Annotated in this window: 20 protein-coding genes; 13 read left to right on the forward strand and 7 right to left on the reverse strand. The window is 41.5% G+C overall.

Features of this window, described 5'->3' with window-relative positions:
* Positions 1-243: 243 nt before the first annotated feature.
* The 3 genes from I6N96_RS13085 to I6N96_RS13095 all read left to right on the forward strand — a co-directional run bounded on the left by I6N96_RS13085 (position 244) and on the right by I6N96_RS13095 (position 1,842).
* Entirely contained in the window at positions 244-465 is a 222-nt protein-coding gene (locus I6N96_RS13085) for a DUF2829 domain-containing protein (RefSeq protein ID WP_209557999.1), read from the forward strand.
* On the forward strand, positions 447-1,217 hold the full coding sequence (locus tag I6N96_RS13090) for a 3-oxoacyl-ACP reductase (protein ID WP_430650156.1): 771 nt from the start codon (positions 447-449) through the stop codon (positions 1,215-1,217). Before I6N96_RS13085 ends, I6N96_RS13090 begins: the two co-directional genes overlap by 19 nt.
* A 118-nt stretch (positions 1,218-1,335) precedes the next feature.
* On the forward strand, positions 1,336-1,842 hold the full coding sequence (locus I6N96_RS13095; RefSeq protein WP_209558001.1) for a QueT transporter family protein: 507 nt from the start codon (positions 1,336-1,338) through the stop codon (positions 1,840-1,842).
* 98 nt (positions 1,843-1,940) lie between these two features.
* On the opposite strand, the gene I6N96_RS13100 is transcribed toward I6N96_RS13095, so the two are convergent.
* Positions 1,941-3,764, reverse strand: coding sequence for a glucose PTS transporter subunit IIA (locus tag I6N96_RS13100; protein ID WP_209558002.1), 1,824 nt, complete (start codon positions 3,762-3,764; stop codon positions 1,941-1,943).
* 271 nt (positions 3,765-4,035) lie between these two features.
* Here I6N96_RS13100 and I6N96_RS13105 point away from each other — a divergent pair, with 271 nt between their 5' ends.
* Entirely contained in the window at positions 4,036-5,235 is a 1,200-nt protein-coding gene (locus I6N96_RS13105) for an enolase C-terminal domain-like protein (RefSeq protein WP_209558003.1), read from the forward strand.
* Positions 5,236-5,273: 38 nt separating this feature from the next.
* On the opposite strand, the gene I6N96_RS13110 is transcribed toward I6N96_RS13105, so the two are convergent.
* The 4 genes from I6N96_RS13110 to I6N96_RS13125 form a co-directional block, all read right to left on the reverse strand.
* Positions 5,274-5,981, reverse strand: a complete 708-nt coding sequence (locus I6N96_RS13110; RefSeq protein ID WP_209558004.1) for a GntR family transcriptional regulator — start codon at positions 5,979-5,981, stop codon at positions 5,274-5,276.
* Between the two features lie 249 nt (positions 5,982-6,230).
* On the reverse strand, positions 6,231-6,611 hold the full coding sequence (locus I6N96_RS13115; protein ID WP_209558005.1) for a P-II family nitrogen regulator: 381 nt from the start codon (positions 6,609-6,611) through the stop codon (positions 6,231-6,233).
* A 4-nt stretch (positions 6,612-6,615) separates the two neighbouring features.
* Positions 6,616-7,401, reverse strand: a complete 786-nt coding sequence (locus I6N96_RS13120) for a DUF1538 domain-containing protein (RefSeq protein ID WP_209558006.1) — start codon at positions 7,399-7,401, stop codon at positions 6,616-6,618.
* Positions 7,398-8,081 (reverse strand): DUF1538 domain-containing protein, encoded by a 684-nt coding sequence (locus I6N96_RS13125; RefSeq protein WP_209558007.1) that lies wholly within the window; start codon positions 8,079-8,081, stop codon positions 7,398-7,400. The genes I6N96_RS13120 and I6N96_RS13125 overlap by 4 nt, the downstream gene beginning before the upstream one ends.
* Positions 8,082-8,478: 397 nt before the next feature.
* Between I6N96_RS13125 and I6N96_RS13130 the strand changes: the two genes are divergently transcribed.
* From I6N96_RS13130 to I6N96_RS13155, 6 genes are all read left to right on the forward strand, one after another.
* Positions 8,479-9,438 (forward strand): ABC transporter ATP-binding protein, encoded by a 960-nt coding sequence (locus tag I6N96_RS13130; RefSeq protein ID WP_209558008.1) that lies wholly within the window; start codon positions 8,479-8,481, stop codon positions 9,436-9,438.
* The gene (locus I6N96_RS13135; RefSeq protein ID WP_209558009.1) at positions 9,431-10,948 is read left to right on the forward strand and encodes an ABC transporter permease/substrate-binding protein; all 1,518 of its coding nucleotides are present in this window, start codon (positions 9,431-9,433) and stop codon (positions 10,946-10,948) included. Before I6N96_RS13130 ends, I6N96_RS13135 begins: the two co-directional genes overlap by 8 nt.
* 459 nt (positions 10,949-11,407) lie before the next feature.
* Complete coding sequence (locus I6N96_RS13140) at positions 11,408-13,432, forward strand: alpha/beta hydrolase (protein ID WP_209558010.1); 2,025 nt, start codon at positions 11,408-11,410, stop codon at positions 13,430-13,432.
* A gap of 391 nt (positions 13,433-13,823) precedes the next feature.
* Entirely contained in the window at positions 13,824-14,285 is a 462-nt protein-coding gene (gene argR / locus I6N96_RS13145) for an arginine repressor (protein ID WP_209558011.1), read from the forward strand.
* Positions 14,286-14,335: 50 nt separating this feature from the next.
* Positions 14,336-15,853 carry a phosphohexomutase domain-containing protein gene (locus tag I6N96_RS13150; protein ID WP_209558012.1) on the forward strand — a complete coding sequence of 506 codons (1,518 nt, stop codon included), beginning with the start codon at positions 14,336-14,338 and terminating at the stop codon, positions 15,851-15,853.
* Positions 15,854-15,951: 98 nt separating this feature from the next.
* A complete protein-coding gene (locus tag I6N96_RS13155; protein ID WP_209558013.1) occupies positions 15,952-16,293 on the forward strand; it encodes a hypothetical protein in 342 nt (113 codons plus the stop codon).
* 316 nt (positions 16,294-16,609) lie between these two features.
* Here I6N96_RS13155 and I6N96_RS13160 read toward each other — a convergent pair whose 3' ends face one another.
* Entirely contained in the window at positions 16,610-17,473 is an 864-nt protein-coding gene (locus I6N96_RS13160) for an RluA family pseudouridine synthase (RefSeq protein WP_209558014.1), read from the reverse strand.
* Positions 17,474-18,679: 1,206 nt separating this feature from the next.
* On the opposite strand from I6N96_RS13160, the gene I6N96_RS13165 reads away from it, so the two are divergent.
* The 3 genes from I6N96_RS13165 (at position 18,680) to I6N96_RS13175 (ending at position 20,017) form a co-directional block, all read left to right on the forward strand.
* On the forward strand, positions 18,680-19,201 hold the full coding sequence (locus tag I6N96_RS13165; protein WP_209558015.1) for a GyrI-like domain-containing protein: 522 nt from the start codon (positions 18,680-18,682) through the stop codon (positions 19,199-19,201).
* Positions 19,202-19,359: 158 nt separating this feature from the next.
* Positions 19,360-19,665: a TIGR04197 family type VII secretion effector gene (locus I6N96_RS13170; RefSeq protein WP_209558016.1), complete on the forward strand. Its 306-nt coding sequence runs from the start codon at positions 19,360-19,362 to the stop codon at positions 19,663-19,665.
* A 67-nt stretch (positions 19,666-19,732) separates the two neighbouring features.
* A complete protein-coding gene (locus tag I6N96_RS13175) occupies positions 19,733-20,017 on the forward strand; it encodes a hypothetical protein (protein ID WP_209558017.1) in 285 nt (94 codons plus the stop codon).
* A gap of 158 nt (positions 20,018-20,175) precedes the next feature.
* Here the strand turns inward: I6N96_RS13175 and I6N96_RS13180 are convergent, their stop codons facing one another.
* Positions 20,176-20,565, reverse strand: a complete 390-nt coding sequence (locus tag I6N96_RS13180; RefSeq protein WP_209558018.1) for a hypothetical protein — start codon at positions 20,563-20,565, stop codon at positions 20,176-20,178.
* Positions 20,566-20,579: the final 14 nt, after the last annotated feature.

The following is a 20,579-nucleotide window of genomic DNA, read 5'->3' on the forward strand; positions in this document are numbered from 1 at the left end:
GAGCCGTGAGGAAATGTGGTGCACGTGGGAGACCTTTTCTTCAGTGAGCCTTTCAGGCTCTGGCCGGTAATAGAGGCTTACAGCCGCAGAGCAAACCTCCAGTTCACACTGGAGGTTTTGATTATTGTGCATCGGGGCAATTGCTGTTGTTCAATCAGTGAATACTAAAAGGCAGTTTTCATTTCCTCCATAGTTATGCTATAGTCGCATCAGAGTAATTTTTAAAGAGGGGATGTAGACAAGATGACATTTGAAGAGATTTTACCAAAATTGAAGGCAGGAGAAAAAATCATTCGTGAGGGTTGGGGAGGCTTTGAGCTTTATGTCACATTGGTAGAGGGCGAAGTGTATGACAACGCGCCGGTTACGCCATATTTTCTGATCAAAACAGCCGATGAAGGCTTTTCAAGCTTTGCACCAACAGTCTGTGATATTCTTGCTAATGATTGGAAAATCGTGGAATGATCCAGTATACAGAATTTAAAGAACGAGTAGTATTGATCACTGGTGCAGCTTCAGGAATCGGTCATGCACAGACAAGCCGTTTTTTAGAACAAGGGGCTATTGTTATTGGATTGGACAAACAGGTCGAAACGATAGCGAAGCTGGCTGAGGAATATTCAACATTTTCATTTTATCAGCTGGATGTGACGGATCATGAAAAGATGAAAGTGATTGTTTCAGAAATTCTGGAGCAGGGGATCTGCATCGATTATTTAGTCAACACAGCAGGGATATTGGATGACTACCTGCCGACATTGGAAACATCGGATACGCTATGGCAGCGCATCATGGACACAAATGTTACCGCTGTTTTTCATCTGACAAATCTGGTGCTGCCGCAAATGCTGAAAAATAAGCGAGGAACGATCATTAATACAGCTTCAATCGCCAGCTTGGTTGCCGGCGGTGGTGGTGCAGCCTATACGGCGGCTAAACACGCCCTTGCAGGCTATACGAAGCAGCTGGCATTGGATTATGCCGAGGATGGTATTCATGTTAATGCGATTGCACCAGGAGCCATTCAAACGCCCATGAATGCAGCTGATTTTGCAGGTGACGCTCAGATGGCGAAATGGGTTGCGAACGAGACACCGTTGAAGCGTTGGGCACAGCCGGAAGAGGTGGCAGATTTGACACTTTTTCTAGCTAGTGAGGCTTCCGCTTATTTACAAGGAGCGATTGTACCAATCGACGGCGGTTGGTTGTTGAAATAACGGTTTGTTTTAGGTAAGATAGTTACTAGCGATTTATCGCACTGCGGCACTTCAGTGGCGTTAAGCCTTTCCTTTGGCCGCAGTTCATCAAGGCAAATAGCCTAAAGGAGAATGACAAATGAATAATGAAAAAACCCGTACTACGGCATGGAGTGTGTCCGAGCTCACGAAGATGGCGCTTGTGACTAGTCTTTATGTTGCCCTTACTATTGTATTAGCCCCGTTTGGTTACGGCTGGCTGCAAATCCGTCTGTCGGAAATGTTCAATTACCTGGCATTGTACAATAAACGCTATATCGTTGCAGTAACTTTAGGCGTTGCCATTGCTAATATGGCATCCCCACTTGGCTGGATCGATGTGGTTTTTGGCAGTATCTGTACATTTCTTGTCTTAGTGATTTGTCGGGTAGTAACAAAGCCTGTCAAAAATCAGAAGGTAAAAATGGCAATCACAGCTATACTCTTTGCTTTATCAATGTTTACTATTGCCGGACAGCTGACGTTTCTGTACGATGCGCCGTTTTTCTTCAATTGGCTGACGATCGGCTTAGGAGAATTGGCTTCTATGACAGTAGGTGGGGTCATCATTTACTTTGTCGGGAAAAAAATAGATTTAACAGAGTAAGAATGAGTAATGACGAAATGCTGTATCTGAGCGTTTCTTCCCATAATATAAAAGGTCTCAACGAATAGTTTTCCATTCGTTGAGACCTTTAGTGTGTTTTAAATAAGCACCACTTTTTCCATTGGTGCTCCTGGTCGATGGCTGCCTTCTAGATCATACTCTCCGCTGAAGCGAGCAACCTTATCCATATTGGTCACCACAACGATGATTGAAGAATCTTTCTGAGCTTCCGCCAATAGCTGTAAATCAACATGTGCTAATTTTGTCTGAGGAGTTACAGCCTGTCCTTCCCGAACAAACAATTCGAAACCGTCGCCATTTAAACTGACTGTATCAATACCCATATGGATCAGGATTTCGAGCCCATTATCCGCTGTTATGCCAATCGCATGCTTGGTTGGAAAAATCGTTGAGACCTTACCTGAAACCGGTGAAAAAACTTCTCCTGACAGCGAGCTCATTGCGAAGCCGTCGCCGACCATTTTACTTGAGAAAACAGAGTCATTGACATCTTCTAATGGGATATATACGCCATCTGTGATAGCGGTCAGCTCAAGCTCATTTGTAAAGGTTTCGCCATCTTCCTGTTCTTTAGGAACAAGGAAGTAGGCAATTGCAAAGGAAGAGCCTAAAGCGATAATGATTCCCAATACAGCGAAGATGAAATACTCGCCGATGTAAGCTGGCAGACTGAAAATACTGGATAGAATATAGCCGTAGATTCGTACACCGAAAAAGCTGATGAAGGCTGATGCAATCGAGCTGCCAATAGTTGCGGCAAGAAATGCTTTTTTATAACGGGTCAAAACACCGAATAGAGCAGGCTCAGTGATACCCAGTAGACCTGAAACTGCGGAAGAAATAATGACTGATTTTTCTTCTTTCGATTTTACTTTTGTATACATTGCAGCTGTCGCACCGGTGATTGCCATGTTCGCCATGAACATCATCGGCATCAGCATGTCATAGCCTTGGTTGGCAAAGTTCTGTAATGCAATAGGCGTCATGGCATGGTGTAATCCAGTCAGGATCGCAATCGGTCGGATCGCTCCGACGATTACCCCGGCAAGTACCGGAGAGATTGAGAATAACCAACTGACAGCACCTGCCAGTAAATTGCCTAAATGGATACCGATAGGTCCAATGACCACCAAAGTCAGCAGTCCGGATAAAAACAATGAAAGTGTTGGTGTGAAAACAGTTCGTAATACTTCTGGAAGTACTTTATCCACCCAACGATAAATATAGCTTAAGCATAGGACTGCAAAAATGATCGGAATGACTGTGCCAGCGTAATTGAAGACCGGCACTGGTAAGAAGCCAAATACCAGAAACTGGGAAACATCACCGGAAGCTAAAGCCTCAGTCATTGTTGGAAATTGTAAGGTCGCTGCAATGGCGATTGCCAGATATTGATTGGTTTTGAATATCTTAGCTGCAGATGCTGCAACGAAAAACGGCAGAAACGTGAAGACGCCGCTTGCCAGCATGTTGATCACGATATAGGTCGGTGATTCTGCGGAAATCAGATTTAATGCAACCAATCCGGCGGTCAAGCCTTTGATCATACCAGCTCCTGCAATTGCTGGAACGAGTGGACCGAATACCCCCGAAACAGTATCCATAAATAGGGAAACCAGTCCTTTTTTCTGTGTCTCAATCACTTCCTGCTGCTCCAAATCAAGAAGCTTTGCTAACGTACTATAATAATCTGCGACAGTCGTCCCGATGACGATTTGCAATTGATCGCTTTGATACTTTGTTCCTACAACACCCGAGATTTTTTCTAGTGCTTGATAGTCTATCTGTTCTTTATCCTTTAAATTGAAGCGTAGGCGGGTCATGCAGTGCCAGGCATTATTGACATTGTCTTTTCCGCCGATTGCCTGAATCATTTGTTTGACGGCTTGCTCGTGTTTCATCTAATCATCCTTTTTTCTTTATTTCATTCGGCCGATTGATTCCGTTTACATGTTTGATAATAGCATGGATTTTTCGATTTGAAAACCAGTCCTAAAAATGAAGAATATTATGATAAATCCTTTAATAATAAGTGTTTTAGTATGTTTTTAAAATAAATTGGACTGGTTTTATCCGGATTGACGGCTGAAGTTCAGTCCAAATTGACAAGGGCTGTATCGGCATGTTTCAATAGCTTGTGTAAAACAAACATGATGCTGAGGATGATGATAAATGACACCGACAATAATTACTGATGTGAAAAGCTTTGCAATCAAACCGGACCGTCACAATTTAGTTGTTGTAAAAATTGAGACAAACAAAGGTGTACATGGTTTAGGCTGTGCAACGTTTCAATTTAGACCGTTGGCAGTGAAGACGGTGGTTGATGAGTACTTGAAGCCGCTTTTGATAGGGCGTGATGCGAATGCAATCGAAGATTTATGGCAGGTCATGAATGTGAATTCTTATTGGCGTAACGGACCTGTTACCAATAATGCAATTTCAGGTGTGGATATGGCATTATGGGATATCAAAGGAAAGCTGTCAGATATGCCCTTGTATCAGCTTTTAGGAGGAAAAGCACGTACAGCAATACCCGCATATACACATGCAGTAGCAGAAGATTTACCTTCTTTATACAAAGAAATCGATCAAATTCGTGAAGAAGGATACCAGTATATCCGCTGTCAGCTAGGGTTTTACGGCGGCAGTCCTACGAATCTGCAAACGCCGGAAGCTCCCCTTGAGGGCTCGTACTTTGATCAACAAGAGTATATGGAAACGACTTTAAAAATGTTTGGAGCCATTCGTGAGAAGTATGGCAATGACTTTCAGATTCTACATGATGTTCACGAACGACTGCACCCGAATCAGGCATTGCAGTTTGCTAAGTCAGCTGAGCAGTATCAGTTGTTCTTTTTGGAAGATATCTTGCCGCCGGATCAAAATGAATGGCTGAAACAGCTGCGCAGCCAATCAACTACGCCGATTGCTACAGGTGAGCTATTCAATAATCCGATGGAATGGAAAGAACTGGTTCTCCATCGTCAAATTGATTACATGCGAGCGCATGTTTCCCAAATCGGAGGAATCACTCCGGCAATCAAACTGGCTCATTTTTGTGATGCGATGGGGATTCGAATGGCTTGGCATACACCTTCAGATATTACACCAGTTGGTCTGGCGGTTAATACACATTTGAATATTCATCTGCATAATGCCGCCATTCAAGAAAATATTCCAGTTCAGGAAAATGCTGAACGGATTTTTGGAAATGTACCAAAGCCGAAAAACGGGTATTTTTATCCGATAGAAGAGGCTGGGATCGGTGTGACCTTTGATGAAGCGGCAGCACAGGAGTTTCCTGTTGTTTACAGGCCTCATGAATGGACACAGAGCCGAACCCCTGATGGAACGATCGTTACACCTTAAGTGAAAGAATAAAAAAACAGCTGGTCCAAAAAAGCGGATCAGCTGTTTCTTGCTTCATGGATTTCTCGATCGAAGGGGCGGATATAGGTACAGGTGTAATCAATGGCAGTGATCTCACTGTATTCAAATACACTGCCGTCTTTTAGCAAGCAGCGATTTTGAATCAGCATGGCAGGTGTTCCCTTTTTACATAGCAGTAGCTCCGCTTGATTTTTTGTGATAGATGTCGGTGTGTAGCTGGTGATGTAATGAGAGATTTGATATCCTTGTTTTTCAACATATTCCTGAATCGAATGCTCAATGTGCTTTTTTGAAAGATCTGGAAACAACTTGACCGGCATCTTTGACTGTTCTATTTGTTCAAAGGAATAATCAACGATTCGTGCGCGTTCAAATACCCAGATTTCTTCCGGTAGTTGGAATTGAAAAATTTGTGCTTCCTCAGGTGTGGATACTCTCTTTTCAAGAGAAATCAGCTTGGAGCTGATACGGTTATAAGGAGTGCGAGTCAATGAATTAAAAATCAACGGATTTTTTTTCAAGCGTTCTTGAATGTACATGCCGGAGCCCTGTACCGTACGAATCACACCGATTTCCTGCAGGTTCTTGATGGCTTCTTGAATCGTGAAACGAGAGACCTGATACATACCAGCAAGTGCTCGTTGATCAGGGAGTTTTCCGTCTTCAAAATGGTCTTGATAAATCTTGCTTAAAAGATCCTGAACAATAAAATCTCTTTTCTTCAACTGTCTCCCTCCTTTTGTCCTCTTTAGTATAAGGGTTATTTGAACACTGTCAATAAAAGCCGAGGCTGAGACAGAAGTGTTTAGCTACAAGCAATAAGCCGGAATTCACGAAAATTGTTTCACAAATTTTTGTTGAATTCCGGCTTATTGTCGTAGGAGCTACTTCTGACTCGCCGTTTATTCGGATTTAGGGTATGGAAAAGAGTGGCAACAGATTATTGTCCCACTCTCAGCTTTTATAGTTATGACTTAACGTTTGTCTTCATCCAGCAAATTATCTAATTCTACGACTTTGCTGTATTCGGCAATTTTTGAAATCCCGATAACCTTGTCCAGATCGATAACAAAAGCGATACCGTTGCCTGGTTGACATAGCTTCATCTCGACACTTAATGCGTCCAGAACTTTGTTTGTTAAAGACTCAGGAACCAATGTCAATACGATATCTTTTTCCGGTTCGATCTCAATTCCCAGAAAACGACCGGCATCATGGACGCCAGCGCCTCTGCCGTGAAGAATCGTTCCGCCGGATGCGCCGGCACCTTTAGTAATATCAATAACATCTGGACCACTGCCGCCGTCAACGATCGTAACGATCAGCTCCAGATTTAATGCTACTAGTTTTTTCATCAATTTATCCTTCTTCCTCCGATAATTTTTGTCTCTCTAGTCGTTGCTTCTCATCCCGATCATCTTTCAGCTTGTAGATATAACCTAGTACAAGCGTAGATAAGATAGGCGCCAGTGCGATCATTGCGACAACACCAAAGCCGTCTATCATCGGATCACGTCCATCGATTTGTCCGGCAATTGCGACACACATGGACAAAATAAATGTGGAACACATCGGTCCTGTTGCCACACCGCCATTGTCGAATGCCATTGCTAAGAACATTTTATCGACTTTTCGTCCTAAAAGGAAGACCAAAATGTATCCCGGAATCAAAAAGTAGTACAGAGAAAATCCAGCCAGTAAACGCCACATAGATAATCCAACGGCAGCACCTACACCAACGGAAACAAAAACCAGCATGATTTTACCGCGAATCCGTCCTTCGCTGATATTCTCGATCTCTTTTACCATGACGTGGATCGCGGGCTCAGCAAAGCCAACTAGAAAGCCCATGAGAAAGCCTAAAGGAATCAAAATATAATTGTTTTCCAGTGCAGCAAGAGACGCACCTAAGTGTCGTCCAACTGGCACATAAGCGATATTTACACCATGAAGAAATAGAATGAGTCCGACAACTGTGATGCCGAAACCAATCATGATTTTAGCAAATCGCCTTTTTCTCAGCTTAAAGCTTGTGAAATTCAATAGAACAAAGATAATGATGATTGGCGAAACAGCCATCAGCACTTCCCTTGTAACAGTCCCTAAGCCTGTAAAAAGCCTCATTTGAAGAGTATTAAGGTTCATCGGAAGATAACCCCCAATGCCATCACAGCTAGAATAGGTCCCAGTGAGGCAACGCCTACCATACCAAAGCTGTCATTTTCGTGTTTGTTTTGCTTGATCATCGAAGTAACTCCGATTGCCAGTGAAAGAATAAATGGAACGGTGATGGGTCCCGTGGTAACTCCGCCTGAATCAAAGGCGATAGGCATAAATTCGGGACTGGTGAAAAATGAAGCGATCAAAACGAGAAGATAGCCGATCAGCATCATTTTGTAATAAGAAAATTTAAATACGACTCTCAACAGCGCTAAAGCCAGGAAAATTCCTGTCCCCACACTGACGACTCCTAAAATAAGCGTGCGTGAAATCGCACCTTCAGAGATTTCGTTGACCTGTTGCCCAAGAACTTGTACGGATGGTTCAGCAATGGTGATCACAATACCAATCAGAAACCCTAAACCAAGAATAATTCCTAAATTCTTTTTCTTGACCATGAACTTTCCGACGAGTTCGCCTACCGCCATCATTGAGTGGTCAGCGCCAAATAAGAACAACGCCATTCCTATAATCATGATTCCTGCACCAATCAAAAAGACGACTAAGTCCTCAGTTGGCAGCGGTGCAAAGGCAAAAGACAAAATGACAATAAGTAGAGTCATTGGTGTAATAGCCATCAGAACATCTTGAAAAGATTTTCGCATGCATCCTCCTCCTCCTATATTTTTATTGTACTTTTTTAGTATAACCTAAAATAAATGTAAATTGGGGCTTGACTTTCGATTGTTACCTAATGTTAAAATAGAAACACGAAAAAGAACGTACGTTCTTTAAAAGGTGCAGCTCAATGGTGCAATCAATTAGGTTGGAAAAAGCAGTAGGTCACCTAAGAGTAACTATCTGATAATAAAGTGCGTACTTTTTTTATTCTTCCTTTTTCGTCATACTGAAAAGTGAAGCATAAAGCATGTATCCCTCTTTTCAATATTAAAGGCTATCTTATTAAAGTATCAGAAAAACAAGATATTCGTAAGAAAAAAAAGGATACCGTATACTAAATAACAAGTGAGTTAAAAATTGAAAAGAAACAGAGGTGTAAACATGATTGAATTTCAACAAGTATCGAAGGAATATGGCGGCCAAAAAGTGTTGGCAGAATATGATCTTTCGATCCAGGATGGTGAATTCTTCGTCTTGGTCGGTCCGAGCGGAAGCGGGAAAACGACCACATTAAAAATGATCAATCGCTTGATTGAGCCCACAGATGGAGATATCTATTTTGACCAGAAACGAATTATTGATTATGACTTGAAAGAGCTTCGCTTGCGTATCGGCTACGTTTTACAGCAGATTGCGCTGTTTCCAAATATGACCGTCGCAGAGAACATCGAACTGATCCCTGAGCTGAAGGCATGGAAGAAGGAAGTGCGTAGAGAACGGACGAAGGAGCTTCTTGAAAAGGTTGGTCTGCCGCCGGAGGAATACATGTATCGAAAGCCGGCTGAGCTGTCTGGTGGTGAACAGCAGCGGATAGGAATTCTGCGGGCGATTGCCGCGAAACCGGATATTATTTTGATGGATGAGCCCTTCAGTGCGCTGGACCCAATTTCTAAAAGCCAGCTTCAGATGCTCATCAAGGAACTGCACAAAGAGCTGGCCAGCACGATTATTTTTGTGACCCATGATATGAATGAAGCCATGCTTTTGGGGGATCGGATTTGCATCATGAAGGACGGTGCGATCGTTCAGGTGGATACACCGGAGCAAATCAGAAAATGTCCGAAGAACGAGTTTGTGGCACAATTCTTCAAAGATGATTCTCCGGGATTGGAGGATTATCGAGTTGAGGACTTAGGCCAGTGGTCCTTGTTGGATAAGACTGATCGTCCTCTCGGGACTGAGGTAGCTCTGACGACTCCTTTATCTGAGGTAGTTCGTCTGCTGGCAAAAGAACAGAGCGTCACTGTTGCCATAGAAGAGGAAGTGTATCTGATCACTTCTCAAACGATCATCCTCTTTTTGGAAAAACAACTGGAAGCAGGTGAAACACGGAATGACTAATTTGATTGAGACCTTTGCTGCCAGACAAGATGATTACATTCAAGCACTGGTGGAGCATATCCAGCTTTCACTACTGTCGCTGTTGATTGCGATTTTAATTGCTGTACCTGTAGCAATCCTGCTGACAAAATATAAAAGAATCGCAGAAGCTATCCTGCAAATCACTGGGATTTTCCAAACGATTCCTTCATTGGCCTTACTGGGGCTGTTGATTCCGCTGATTGGGATTGGGACGCCTCCGGCAATTATTGCACTAGTGATCTATGCCCTGTTTCCTATTTTGCAGAACACTTATACTGGTCTGACAGAAATAGATCCTTCCTTGGAAGAAGCGGCGGAAGCTTTTGGGATGACTAAGAAAGAGAAGCTGGTAAAATTTGAGATTCAGCTGGCATTACCATATATTGTTTCCGGCATTCGAACAGCTGCAGTTATGATCATTGGGACTGCCACTCTTGCAGCGTTGATCGGTGCAGGCGGTTTGGGGACCTTTATCCTTTTAGGGATTGATCGGAATAATATTTCCCTGATCCTGATTGGGGCGATCTCTTCTGCTGTACTGGCTGTGTTATTCAACTACGGAATCCATCTATTGGAAAAGGCCAGTGTGAAGAAAATTATTACCTCCTTTGTTTTGCTGTTGGCTCTGCTGGTTGGCTCGTTTGCGTATTCAAGCTATGACGGACAACAGAAAACAATAACAATTGCTGGTAAATTAGGGGCAGAACCAGATATCATCATCAACATGTATAAAGAGCTGATCGAAGAGAACAGCGATATTCAGGTGGAGCTGAAGCCGAACTTTGGAAAAACCAGCTTCCTGTACAACGCACTAAAATCCGGCGAAGTCGATATCTATCCAGAGTATACGGGAACCGTATTGGAAACCTTTCTTTCTGAAAATACGAATACATCGAACGATCCGAAAGAGGTGTACGAGTATGCGAAAAAGGAAATTGCCCAGCAGGATAATCTGGTTTACCTTGAGCCGATGAAATTCCAAAATACGTATGCTGTTGCGGTGAAGCGAAGCTTTGCAGAAGAGCATAACCTGAAAACTATCGAAGATTTGAAAAGTATTGCCAGTCAATTGAAGGCTGGATTCACACTGGAATTTATCGATCGAGATGATGGATATAAAGGTCTGCAGGAGCTGTATGGCTTGACTATGAACGTCCAATCGATGGAGCCTTCATTACGTTATCAGGCAATCAATAATGGGGATGTAAATATTGTCGATGCTTATTCAACGGACAGCGAGCTGAAGCAGTATGACCTAGTGACCTTGGAAGATAACAAACAGCTGTTTCCTCCTTATCAGGGAGCGCCGCTGCTGAGGAAAGAAACCTTGGAGGAATACCCTGAGTTGGAAGAATGGCTGTCTCCCTTGGTTGGTAAAATCACTGAAGAAGAAATGAGCGACATGAACTATCAGGTAAATGTAGAAGGAAAAGAGCCTCAAACCGTTGCACACGATTATCTGGTAAAAAATAAGCTGATCAAAGAGTGAGCAGTGTCCAAATAATCTGAAAAAAGCTGAGCAACACTAGAAATCAATAAAAGAAGAACTGCTTTAAAGTTTTTATCTACAACTTTAAGGCAGTTCTTCTTTTTTTACTGTCATGTTTTCATTAATGAGGTTTTAATCTCCTTTAAGTTAAATTTATATATCTTTGTGTAAAATAATTTGTTATCATTCTAGTTATATAATTCTTGTTAAATGAGTGCTTCATTGTAACGATTCCTGTGTCTGCATTGCGGGGAAAAGAGGTTCATTGTTTTATTGTTGTATCTATGAATGTTGTCTTATTGTATTTTTGGACAAAGCATTTGTGTAAATAACATGTGTCTATGGTTTTAGGTCTACGATGATTCTCGGGAGAAAGTATGAAGACTGATTTGTTTCGCTTTACTATGCAGGAATTAATTTAACAGGTTTTATATAGAGAAAAGAAAGTGGAGGGATAGAATGAAAAAGAAGTTATTTATCACAGCCAGCTCACTTTTGGTTATGGGGAGTGTCATGGGCACCACCTCGGCAAAAGCAGAGGGAAACGCGTATCAAGAAATCAATGGGGGGATTTATCTTGTAGGTGAAGATTCTGCCAGCGCTGTCGATCAGAATAGCAGCTCAAATTCAGCACTTGAGCTTGCGGAGAATTTGACAGAGGCGGAGAAACAGGAAATTTCAGGCTATCTTGGGCAATACGTAGAAGAGTATGCTGGGAGAAATCTTTTAGGTCGAAGCATCATGGACAGTATTCTAGATCGCGTAGTAATAGAGATGGCATTTGATTTTGGATTCAGACGAGATGATGCATTGTACTCTATGATTGTCGGCTCGGACTCAGCTGAGCTTGAAGAGAATCTTGCCCCATATGTGGCATGGTTCAATAGTCTGACGAACACATCAGAAAGAATACAAACAGTTTATGAAGTACCAACAGCACAGAACATTAATCTATACTCTCGTTATATTGATAATGGTGCGACGAAGACGGTAGTTGTTCATAATGGTTACCGTTCAGGACAGAACAGTATGCTGGCGCATGCAAAAATGTTTTCAGATATGGGCTACAATGTACTGATTCCTGATATACGTGCACACAATAGTAGTGAAGGATCATATATTACATTTGGACATTATGAAAAGGATGACCTGAATGGCTGGATCGACCAAGAGGTTCAGATGAAGCCAGGACAGGAAGTTATTCTGGCAGGTGTTTCAATGGGCGCGGCTACGACGATACTTTCACAGGAGAACGCTCATCCGAATGTAATTGCTTATATAGCAGATTGCAGTTATTCATCGGTAGAACAGCAGTTTAAGGATACACTGGGACTCCTTGAGCATTTCCTTGGATCGAATGCGATGTTCGAAAAATACGATTGGAAAGGCCGAGAAGCGACACTGATCCACAAGCTGAATGAGGAAAAAACGAAGCCTGTTTTAGGTATGGATATTTACAATACATCACCACTTGAAGCAGTCGATGATACTGGTATTCCTAAACTATTTATTCACGGAGCAGCGGATACCTTTATTCCTCCGGCGGCACAAGATTTATTATACGACAAGGCAATTGGCTATAAAGAAAAGTTGACTGTAGCTGACGCCGGACATGGTGTGTCATTAGCTGTAGCGCCTGAGCAGTATGTTGCGGCAGTCCAATCATTTCTAACAACAATTGGAGAACTAGAAACAAAACATCCTGAAATAGCTCCAGATGTTAATTTACTGAAAAACCCGACATTTAATGCTGCTGAAACACAAATTGCAGATTGGGCAATTAGTGTAGATAATCAGCAATTCAATACAGGTCCGCTAAGCAAAAATGCCGCAGGCGAGTTTATCCTTAAAAAGGAGCAGAACATTGATGCTGTGACTGCTTTCCAAATGGGCGAATCACTACGCATCTATAGTAAAAACTATAATAATTTTGGCGTAGTTGGACAGATGATCCCTGTGAAGGCCGGAGAGACCTATGAGCTGTCATTTTCTGCATTGAACGATACGTATTCTCTGGTTACCTACCCGAATGTTGTGTACGGCTTGGGGAATGCGACGAGAGATGAAGCATTAAAAGGAACGAAAAAGCAAAACAGAAACCTGACCTATCAGGCACAGGCAGATGGAGAAATCAGAGCATCGCTTGGAGCGAAGCTGGGGTATAAGATTTTCTTTTCGAAGGACTATGCTCTTACAATCCTTTCTGAGCCTAAGGTAGTCAATACAGATCGCACACCGCCGTCAGCTGCAGCGATCACATCCATCAATGATACAGCGGATGGTTGTATTGTGCAGGGAACAGGAGAAAAGAATACTGAAATCGTGATTGAAACGGTGGATGGTGTTCTTCTGACAAGTACTAAAACGAATGAGCAAGGTGCCTTCCAAATAACTATTGCCAAAGGGCAGGAGAAATTGGTGCATCTAATCAACAAAGATTACAAAGGCAATAAGAGTGAATCTAAAGTGATCGTCTTCAACTGAATAATAAAGCTGTAATAAGCGAGCGTGGGAGCAGATTATTGCCCCACACTTTTTGCTTCCTTAAATCCGAATAAACAGCGTGACAACTTCTGTGTGCTTCGAGGTCCGAAACATAGCGAGAACCACAGACGCAGGAGCTAGATGTTTTTGTCCCGACCTCGTTTTGTTTATGGGGAAATAGCAATTCGATTGCATGGAAAAATAGGTTCAGCTACAGTCGGAACAATTGTTGTAACTCAGCATTTCATTTGTATTCATAAGGGATATCATTCAGAATGATCAACAGAGATTTATGTGAATTTGCTAAAAAGAGTAAAATTTACCAAAAATACCTGATTTTTTTTATGACTTTCGCTATAATGTAAGAAAATACTAAACAGGAGCGGTGTAGATGAAGAAAGCAGATCGTCAGCGATTGATTCGTCAAATCATTACTGAAAATGAAATAGAAACGCAGGAAGAACTGATTTCACGTTTAGAGGATGCGGGAGTGAAGGCTACGCAGGCCACAGTATCCAGAGATGTACGAGAAATGAGTATTGTTAAAACACATGGCTCTAACGGACAGGTGAAATATGCGATTTTTTCTCAGACGAAAACAGACAGTCAAGAGGAAAAGCTGAAGGAATCAATCAAAGACTCAGTGATACGAATTGAACGTGTGCAATTTACAGTTATTGTCCACACAGACATGGGCAGAGCAGACGTGGTCACCAACTTTTTAGATATGGTCAATTACAGTGAGGTTGCGGGAACCGTTGCAGGAGTGGACACAATCATTATTATCGCCAGATCTGAAGCGGAAGCAGTGATTCTTGTTGAGCGTTTTGAAGCCATGATGAGAAATGAATAATTCATAACAAAACATAAACGATACAAACAAATGAAGGGAGTTTTAAGTACATGGATTTGAAAGCGTTACAAAATGGATCGGATTTTCGTGGAATTGCTGTAGAGACTGAGGAATACAAAGCCAACCTGACCCCAGATCAGGTCAAGAAAATAGGAACTGGAATGATTCACTGGCTGAGAGATCAAAAGCAGCTGAGAGAAAAGCATGAAGCTGGGAAGCTGAAAATCGGGATCGGGCATGACAGCAGGATCACGGCGGGCAGCTTAAAGCAGGCGCTGATTGATTGTTTTACTGACCATCAGATCCATGTACTGGACTTCGAGTTGGCAACGACTCCTGCCATGTTTATGGCAACGCAGTTTCCGCAGTATGATTGCGATGCAGCAATCATGATCACTGCCAGCCATCTGCCATATTACTTCAACGGATTGAAGCTGTTTACTAAAGACGGCGGTGCAGAAAAGGAAGATATCGCTTATATTGCGAGTCACAGCACGGAAGACTTGGCGACTGGAACAGGAAGTGTAACTGTTTCAGAGATATTGACTGATTATGCAGCAGATATGGTGGGGAAAATCCGTAAAGGAATGAAAACAACCAAAGAGAATCCGCTGGAGGGCTTTCATATCATCGTTGATGCAGGAAATGGTGCCGGCGGCTTCTTTGCTGAAAAAGTATTGGCGGCATTAGGGGCAGATACTTCAGGTTCACAATTTTTAGAACCGGATGGAACATTCCCGAATCATATCCCTAATCCGGATAACAAAGAAGCGATGGAGAGCATCCGTCAGGCTGTATTGAAAAATCAAGCAGATTTAGGCGTGATTTTTGACACAGATGTTGACCGTTCAGCCGTTGTAGACCCAACTGGCGAGGTGATCAACCGAAATAATCTGATTGCGGTATTGGCAACAATCGTTTTGGAGGAATATCCAGGCAGCAGTATTGTTACCAATTCTCCTACATCCAGTCACCTGAAGGATTTCATTGAGGAAAAAGGCGGTAAACAGGTACGCTATATCTCTGGATACAGGAATGTCATCAACAAGATGATCGAGCTGAACAACGAAGGGATTGAAACTCCCTTAGCTATAGAAACCAGCGGGCATGCAGCGTTTAAGGAGAATTATGATTTAGATGACGGCGCTTATGTGATTGCGAAGCTGCTGATGCTTTTGCCGAGATTGAGGGAAGAAGGACGAACGCTCAGCGATTTGATTGCTGATTTGAAACAGCCGGCTGAAACCCAAGAAATTCGTTTCAAGATTCTTGCAGAAAATGTTCGTGATTACGGAGAAGGTGTGATTCGTGACTTGGCTGATTTTGCTGCTAAAACACAAGGACTGACGATTGATCCTGAAAATCATGAAGGACTTCGTGTGAACGTTTCGGCAGAATACGGCAGCGGGTGGTTCTTGCTGCGGATGAGTCTTCATGAGCCGCTGCTTGTACTGCAAGTAGAAAACGACCTTGAAGGAAAGAATCTGCTTGTCTTTGAGCAGCTGAAAGAATTTTTTACTGTGTATGATCAATTGGATCAATCGAACCTCGATAAAGTTTTCGAGTAGGATATTTCAATATTACGAAAAAATATTCCTCTTTTTGTAAAATAACTCTTTCTTTAACGAAGATATTGTTTTATAATGTTTGTTAGAGGAGGGATTTTATGAAGAAAATCAAATACGTACTTGCTGGATTAGCATTATGTGGGATGTTCACGTTATTTCAAGCCGACCAGGCAGAAGCGACAGCTGTGGATACAAATACCGTAGCTGAAGCAACAGGAAGAATCTTTGAGGACTACCCGGATGCACCAAGCTACGAAAAAACAACAAGGATTTATTTCTTTAATGTCAGCTGGGCACCAACAAAATTGGGCTTTGGTGATCTTAAAAACGGGTACCTGTACATGGGAACCTTGGAGCGTCAGAAACAAATGCCGCTAAGCTCTGGACCTGGATACATTACGTACACTGGTACCATGAACGCTGTTAGAAAACTGTTTTAAAAAAAGGATTGTGTTCGTTGCTTTAGTGATAGACAGTCTCTATTGTAAAGCCCCTGACGAACAGCAACCCAAAAAAAGTTCTATGTCAGTCCATATGAATCAATAAATATATGAATAACAGTCAATGTTCAATATATAATTTATACAGTGCTTATAGAAAAGAGGATGCATCTAGTCAATGCATCCTCTTTTTTTGCTGCTCAAAGTAATACTTAGTAGGCTAGGCTGTCTCTGATTTACTACTTAATGAAAGGAACCAAAAGAGCACTTCTCATTAGGAATGCAGTGGCTCTCACCCAAGTACAGTCTTATGACCTTACCATAGACCAGGAGCTGCTTGAACAGTGATTTTTTCATTGGTAAAGGGGTGTAGGAGATGTAGTTCGTAGGCATGGAGCATCAACCGTTTGGCCGCCATCCCCTCATACAAAGAATCACCGACGATTGAGTGTCCTTCGCTGCTTAAATGCACACGGATTTGATGGGTTCGTCCAGTATCAAGTATACAGAAAATCGCAGTCTGGTTTTTCGACGGATCATAAAAGGCTTTTTCCACATGAGTAACAGCAAGGTCGCCCTTCTTAGGATCAACCACTCGTTTCCGCCGATCATGGCGATGTCTGCCGATTCTTTTATTGATTGTCAGTGACTGTTGTTTTATTTTTCCGGAAACGAATGCTTGGTAGCGACGATAAATCTTTTTCTGCTCCAACATGCGACCTAGTATTGGTAAGATGAATGGATTTTTTGCGAAAACGATGCAGCCGCTTGTTTCTCTATCCAGTCGATGAACGACATAGGGAAACTGACCTTTAGGGACGAGGTATCCGGCAAGCTGATTGAGAAGTGTGTCGTGCTCCTCCGGCGTGTTAGGATGTGTTTTGATTCCAGCAGGCTTGTCCAAAACGATCAATTGCTCGTCTTCGAATAAAATGGTTAGGGATGAGGGATCACCGATATAAGCGGTAGGCACAGAATAATCCTCCGAATCAAAATGCAAAGAGACGTTATCCCCCGCTTTTACGGAAAAATGAAATTGAGCCGGCTGCCCATTCACAGTAACGTTTTTTCGTGTACGTAGAAAATGTCTGACTTTTCTGGGAACCAGCCATTCCTTTTCTAAGAGCTCCTGTATCGTAGTCTCCTGAAAATCATCAGGCAATTGGATCGTGATATCCATCTATGTTTCTCCTCTATCTTTTTTGAATGTTAAATAGAACACTTTTTCATGTGAATCACGTTTTAGTGTAACAAATAAAAGAAGAATAAGGAAATGTCTTTTATTCTATGGGAAAGTCATATTTAGGGTAAAAAAATACCCGTCCTTTGGGGGAGGACGGGAAAAGGAGTTAAAAATGAAAAAGTGTTGTGTTAGGGTTGTCTGCTTAAATGCGTTCAAGCATTTAAACTAATTTGTTGGTATGTCTATATAATACAAACCAAATGTGAATTTTTTATGTAGGATTTTTTTGAAAAGTGTAAACTATTTACTAATGAAACCTTAAGAAGTCCACTGGTTTTTATCCAATCACTTAGCATAGCTGCATTTATAGAGAGAGGACAAAATCAATACAGCTTCTCGCAATGATTTATCATTGATCTATTTTTCATCTATAGAATGAACACAAAAAAATACCCGCTCTTTGGGGGAGAGCGGGAAAGGAGTTAAAAATGAAAAAGTGTTTGTTAGGGTTTGTTTATTGGTATGAGTTAATAATACATCGAAGTTGTGAATTTTTTGTGTCGGAAACATTTTGAAAATGTAAAAGATTTATTAACGAAATGATAAGCTGTTGATTTCTTCTTTTTTTGATTTTCTTCAGGTAAATAAATTTTCTATTTAAATAGTTGAATACATAATCAACAGAGTCATCGATTTTTTGGAAAAAGAAATGGAGTAAAGAATATCAAAGAAAACAAAAAAATACCCGCCCTTTGGGGGAGGGCGGGAAAGGAGTTAAAAATGAAAAAGTGTTTGTTAGGGTTTGTTTATTGGTATGAGTTAATAATACATCGAAGTTGTGAATTTTTTGTGTCGGAAACTTTTGAAAAGTGTAAAAGATTTATTAATGAAAGCATAAGACTCTCCAACTCGAAGACCTTCTAGTTGACTTGATCAATATTGAACAAATCAACTCTTCGCTACTCTAACTATAATATCTGTTGAATAATGAGCAGCTAAAATTGCAAGGTAGAGTGGAGCGAAATTGAAAGACTGGTGTTTTTTATCGAAAGTTACTATAGAATGAATTAGAGCAATAAGAACTGAATGGGACTATATTCAGGGGCTTAAAAAGAAAAATAGTCGACACTATAGGTATGTCTCAAAAAGAAGCTTTTTCTTTCAATAGTATAGAAAAGAATAAAAAGAACAGGAGAATAATAGATGAGCAAACCGGAGATTGTAGTATTTCAGCTGCAACGAGAATCATTTCTTTTCCTTGGAATCGAAAATGAAATTATCGGCGCGATTGAAGAGGCTGATTTTGTTTCTATTTGGAGTACGTTTTTTGAAGTCGGGGGATTTGATGAAATTCGGCCATTTCAACTGGAAAATCACCCGCCAATGGTTATTTATCACAAGAATGGCGGCGATAATCTCGTTTATTTTATTGGTTCCATTGTCGGAGAGATGAGTGAGATTCCAGACGGATATACAGTACGCCGCTTTCCAGCATGTGAGTTTCTTGTGATTACAACTGAATGGCTGCCCACAGAGGAAGACGCACTCGGAGAAGATGGGCTTGGACAATGCGGGAAATATGAAAAGAATGTAGAGATACCAAGTGGCTATATTCGATATGACGGAGCAGAAAGCCAGCTGATGTTGATAGAAAGAGAAAATTTCAATACGAAGGACGGCAGCCGCTATGAGTTCTGGGTACCGATAAAGAAAATTGATAGTTGAGGAACTGCTAAGCGCAGATTTAGAGTATTAATCTGACACAGCGCAAAAATGATAGTGATCAAGAGGTATCAGTCAAACGGCTGATACTTTTTGTGATGAAAAAACTCTTGATACATATAGTTAGTTAAATTAAACTATAAAAAAGGAGTGAGTGACAAATGAGTACTGTAGATTCAAACTTAACAGTGGCGGGAGCTGCTTCACAAGAGTTAAGTCAGGCAGCCAGCGCGTTGAACAACGCTTCTGCGCCGACAGCCGGTGCAGGAAAGACCCATGTTTCCGGCCAAAGCAATGCACAAAGCACAATTCAGCGGATCGGTGTTGTTGGTCAACAGATATCAGGAGCATTAACCAGAGATGGGAATAATATACATTCGGTTGCTGAGGAATTTGCAGCAATCGATCAAAAATTAGGTAAGAGTTTCGATGGATTAAAAATTCTGCCAGGACCAGATAATTTTTAATGGGAGTGACAACAAAAAAGGAACAGATCAGTCAGCAGGTTGAAATAGATCAGGAGCTAAACTGTAAATGGCAATGGCGTTTAGAGGAATTGGAACAGGGGTGTCGGAGCTTGCCGATACAGCAGGAGGCTTTTCTTCAGACCATAGAGGTAAGGGAAAAGGAGGGTACTTCCGTTTCTCCTGCCTCTTTTGTGTTATTCTCTTTTCTTTGTTCATATACCCATACATTTTCAGAATCTCAATACTGAAGCATCGATTTTACCTATCCTCCTCCGGAAAAAAGACAAAAAGAGACCCGCCCTTTGGGGGAGGGCGGGAAAAAGGAGTTAAAAATGAAAAAGTGTTGTGTTAGGGTTTGTTTTATTGGTATGTATACATAATAACCCTTGATTGTGAATTTTCTATGTACAATCTTTTGATAAATTGGAAAAAATCAGTGACGAGAATATAGCATTTCTTAATAGATGGATAAGCTATAGAGAAAAATGTCTCGTGAAAACAATCTAGGGATCAAAAAAACAGAATAGAAAACAGCATTCCCACTGCGACTGCTGAAAGAGAAATCATCAAATAGCTTTTTGTACGCCACCCGCTTTTTTTCTTAAGATAAATATTTATAGGTAGTACCAGTAGTAAGTATACTATAAGCATGAAAAATCCAAGTATGACATTAAAGCTCTGTTCACTATCAGGAACATAATAACCTGGACCGTTCGGTTGATTGATGAAAAAATAATACATCATCTGAAACAACGTTAAGCTCACAAGTCCCCAAAAAAAGTTGAATGCAGCAGATAAAACAATCAAAAAATATTTTTTCGTTTCTCTATCGAAGCTAATACTGCCAATCAAAAGACAGAAGGCAATATAAGCGACTATCGCAATAAACCCACCAGTCAAAATCATTTTCCTCC

Source organism: Enterococcus larvae (assembly GCF_017830045.1).
Taxonomy (GTDB): domain Bacteria; phylum Bacillota; class Bacilli; order Lactobacillales; family Enterococcaceae; genus Enterococcus_L; species Enterococcus_L larvae.

What these genes read in the sequence shown, in the direction of transcription:
- I6N96_RS13085 (WP_209557999.1), top strand. Translation starts at nt 244, where the DNA reads ATGACATTTGAAGAGATTTTACCAAAATTGAAGGCAGGAGAAAAAATC.
- I6N96_RS13095 (WP_209558001.1), top strand. Translation starts at nt 1,336, where the DNA reads ATGAATAATGAAAAAACCCGTACTACGGCATGGAGTGTGTCCGAGCTC.
- I6N96_RS13100 (WP_209558002.1), bottom strand. Translation starts at nt 3,764, where the DNA reads ATGAAACACGAGCAAGCCGTCAAACAAATGATTCAGGCAATCGGCGGA.
- I6N96_RS13105 (WP_209558003.1), top strand. Translation starts at nt 4,036, where the DNA reads ATGACACCGACAATAATTACTGATGTGAAAAGCTTTGCAATCAAACCG.
- I6N96_RS13115 (WP_209558005.1), bottom strand. Translation starts at nt 6,611, where the DNA reads ATGAAAAAACTAGTAGCATTAAATCTGGAGCTGATCGTTACGATCGTT.
- I6N96_RS13120 (WP_209558006.1), bottom strand. Translation starts at nt 7,401, where the DNA reads ATGAACCTTAATACTCTTCAAATGAGGCTTTTTACAGGCTTAGGGACT.
- I6N96_RS13125 (WP_209558007.1), bottom strand. Translation starts at nt 8,081, where the DNA reads ATGCGAAAATCTTTTCAAGATGTTCTGATGGCTATTACACCAATGACT.
- I6N96_RS13130 (WP_209558008.1), top strand. Translation starts at nt 8,479, where the DNA reads ATGATTGAATTTCAACAAGTATCGAAGGAATATGGCGGCCAAAAAGTG.
- I6N96_RS13135 (WP_209558009.1), top strand. Translation starts at nt 9,431, where the DNA reads ATGACTAATTTGATTGAGACCTTTGCTGCCAGACAAGATGATTACATT.
- I6N96_RS13140 (WP_209558010.1), top strand. Translation starts at nt 11,408, where the DNA reads ATGAAAAAGAAGTTATTTATCACAGCCAGCTCACTTTTGGTTATGGGG.
- argR (WP_209558011.1), top strand. Translation starts at nt 13,824, where the DNA reads ATGAAGAAAGCAGATCGTCAGCGATTGATTCGTCAAATCATTACTGAA.
- I6N96_RS13150 (WP_209558012.1), top strand. Translation starts at nt 14,336, where the DNA reads ATGGATTTGAAAGCGTTACAAAATGGATCGGATTTTCGTGGAATTGCT.
- I6N96_RS13155 (WP_209558013.1), top strand. Translation starts at nt 15,952, where the DNA reads ATGAAGAAAATCAAATACGTACTTGCTGGATTAGCATTATGTGGGATG.
- I6N96_RS13160 (WP_209558014.1), bottom strand. Translation starts at nt 17,473, where the DNA reads ATGGATATCACGATCCAATTGCCTGATGATTTTCAGGAGACTACGATA.
- I6N96_RS13165 (WP_209558015.1), top strand. Translation starts at nt 18,680, where the DNA reads ATGAGCAAACCGGAGATTGTAGTATTTCAGCTGCAACGAGAATCATTT.
- I6N96_RS13170 (WP_209558016.1), top strand. Translation starts at nt 19,360, where the DNA reads ATGAGTACTGTAGATTCAAACTTAACAGTGGCGGGAGCTGCTTCACAA.
- I6N96_RS13175 (WP_209558017.1), top strand. Translation starts at nt 19,733, where the DNA reads ATGGCAATGGCGTTTAGAGGAATTGGAACAGGGGTGTCGGAGCTTGCC.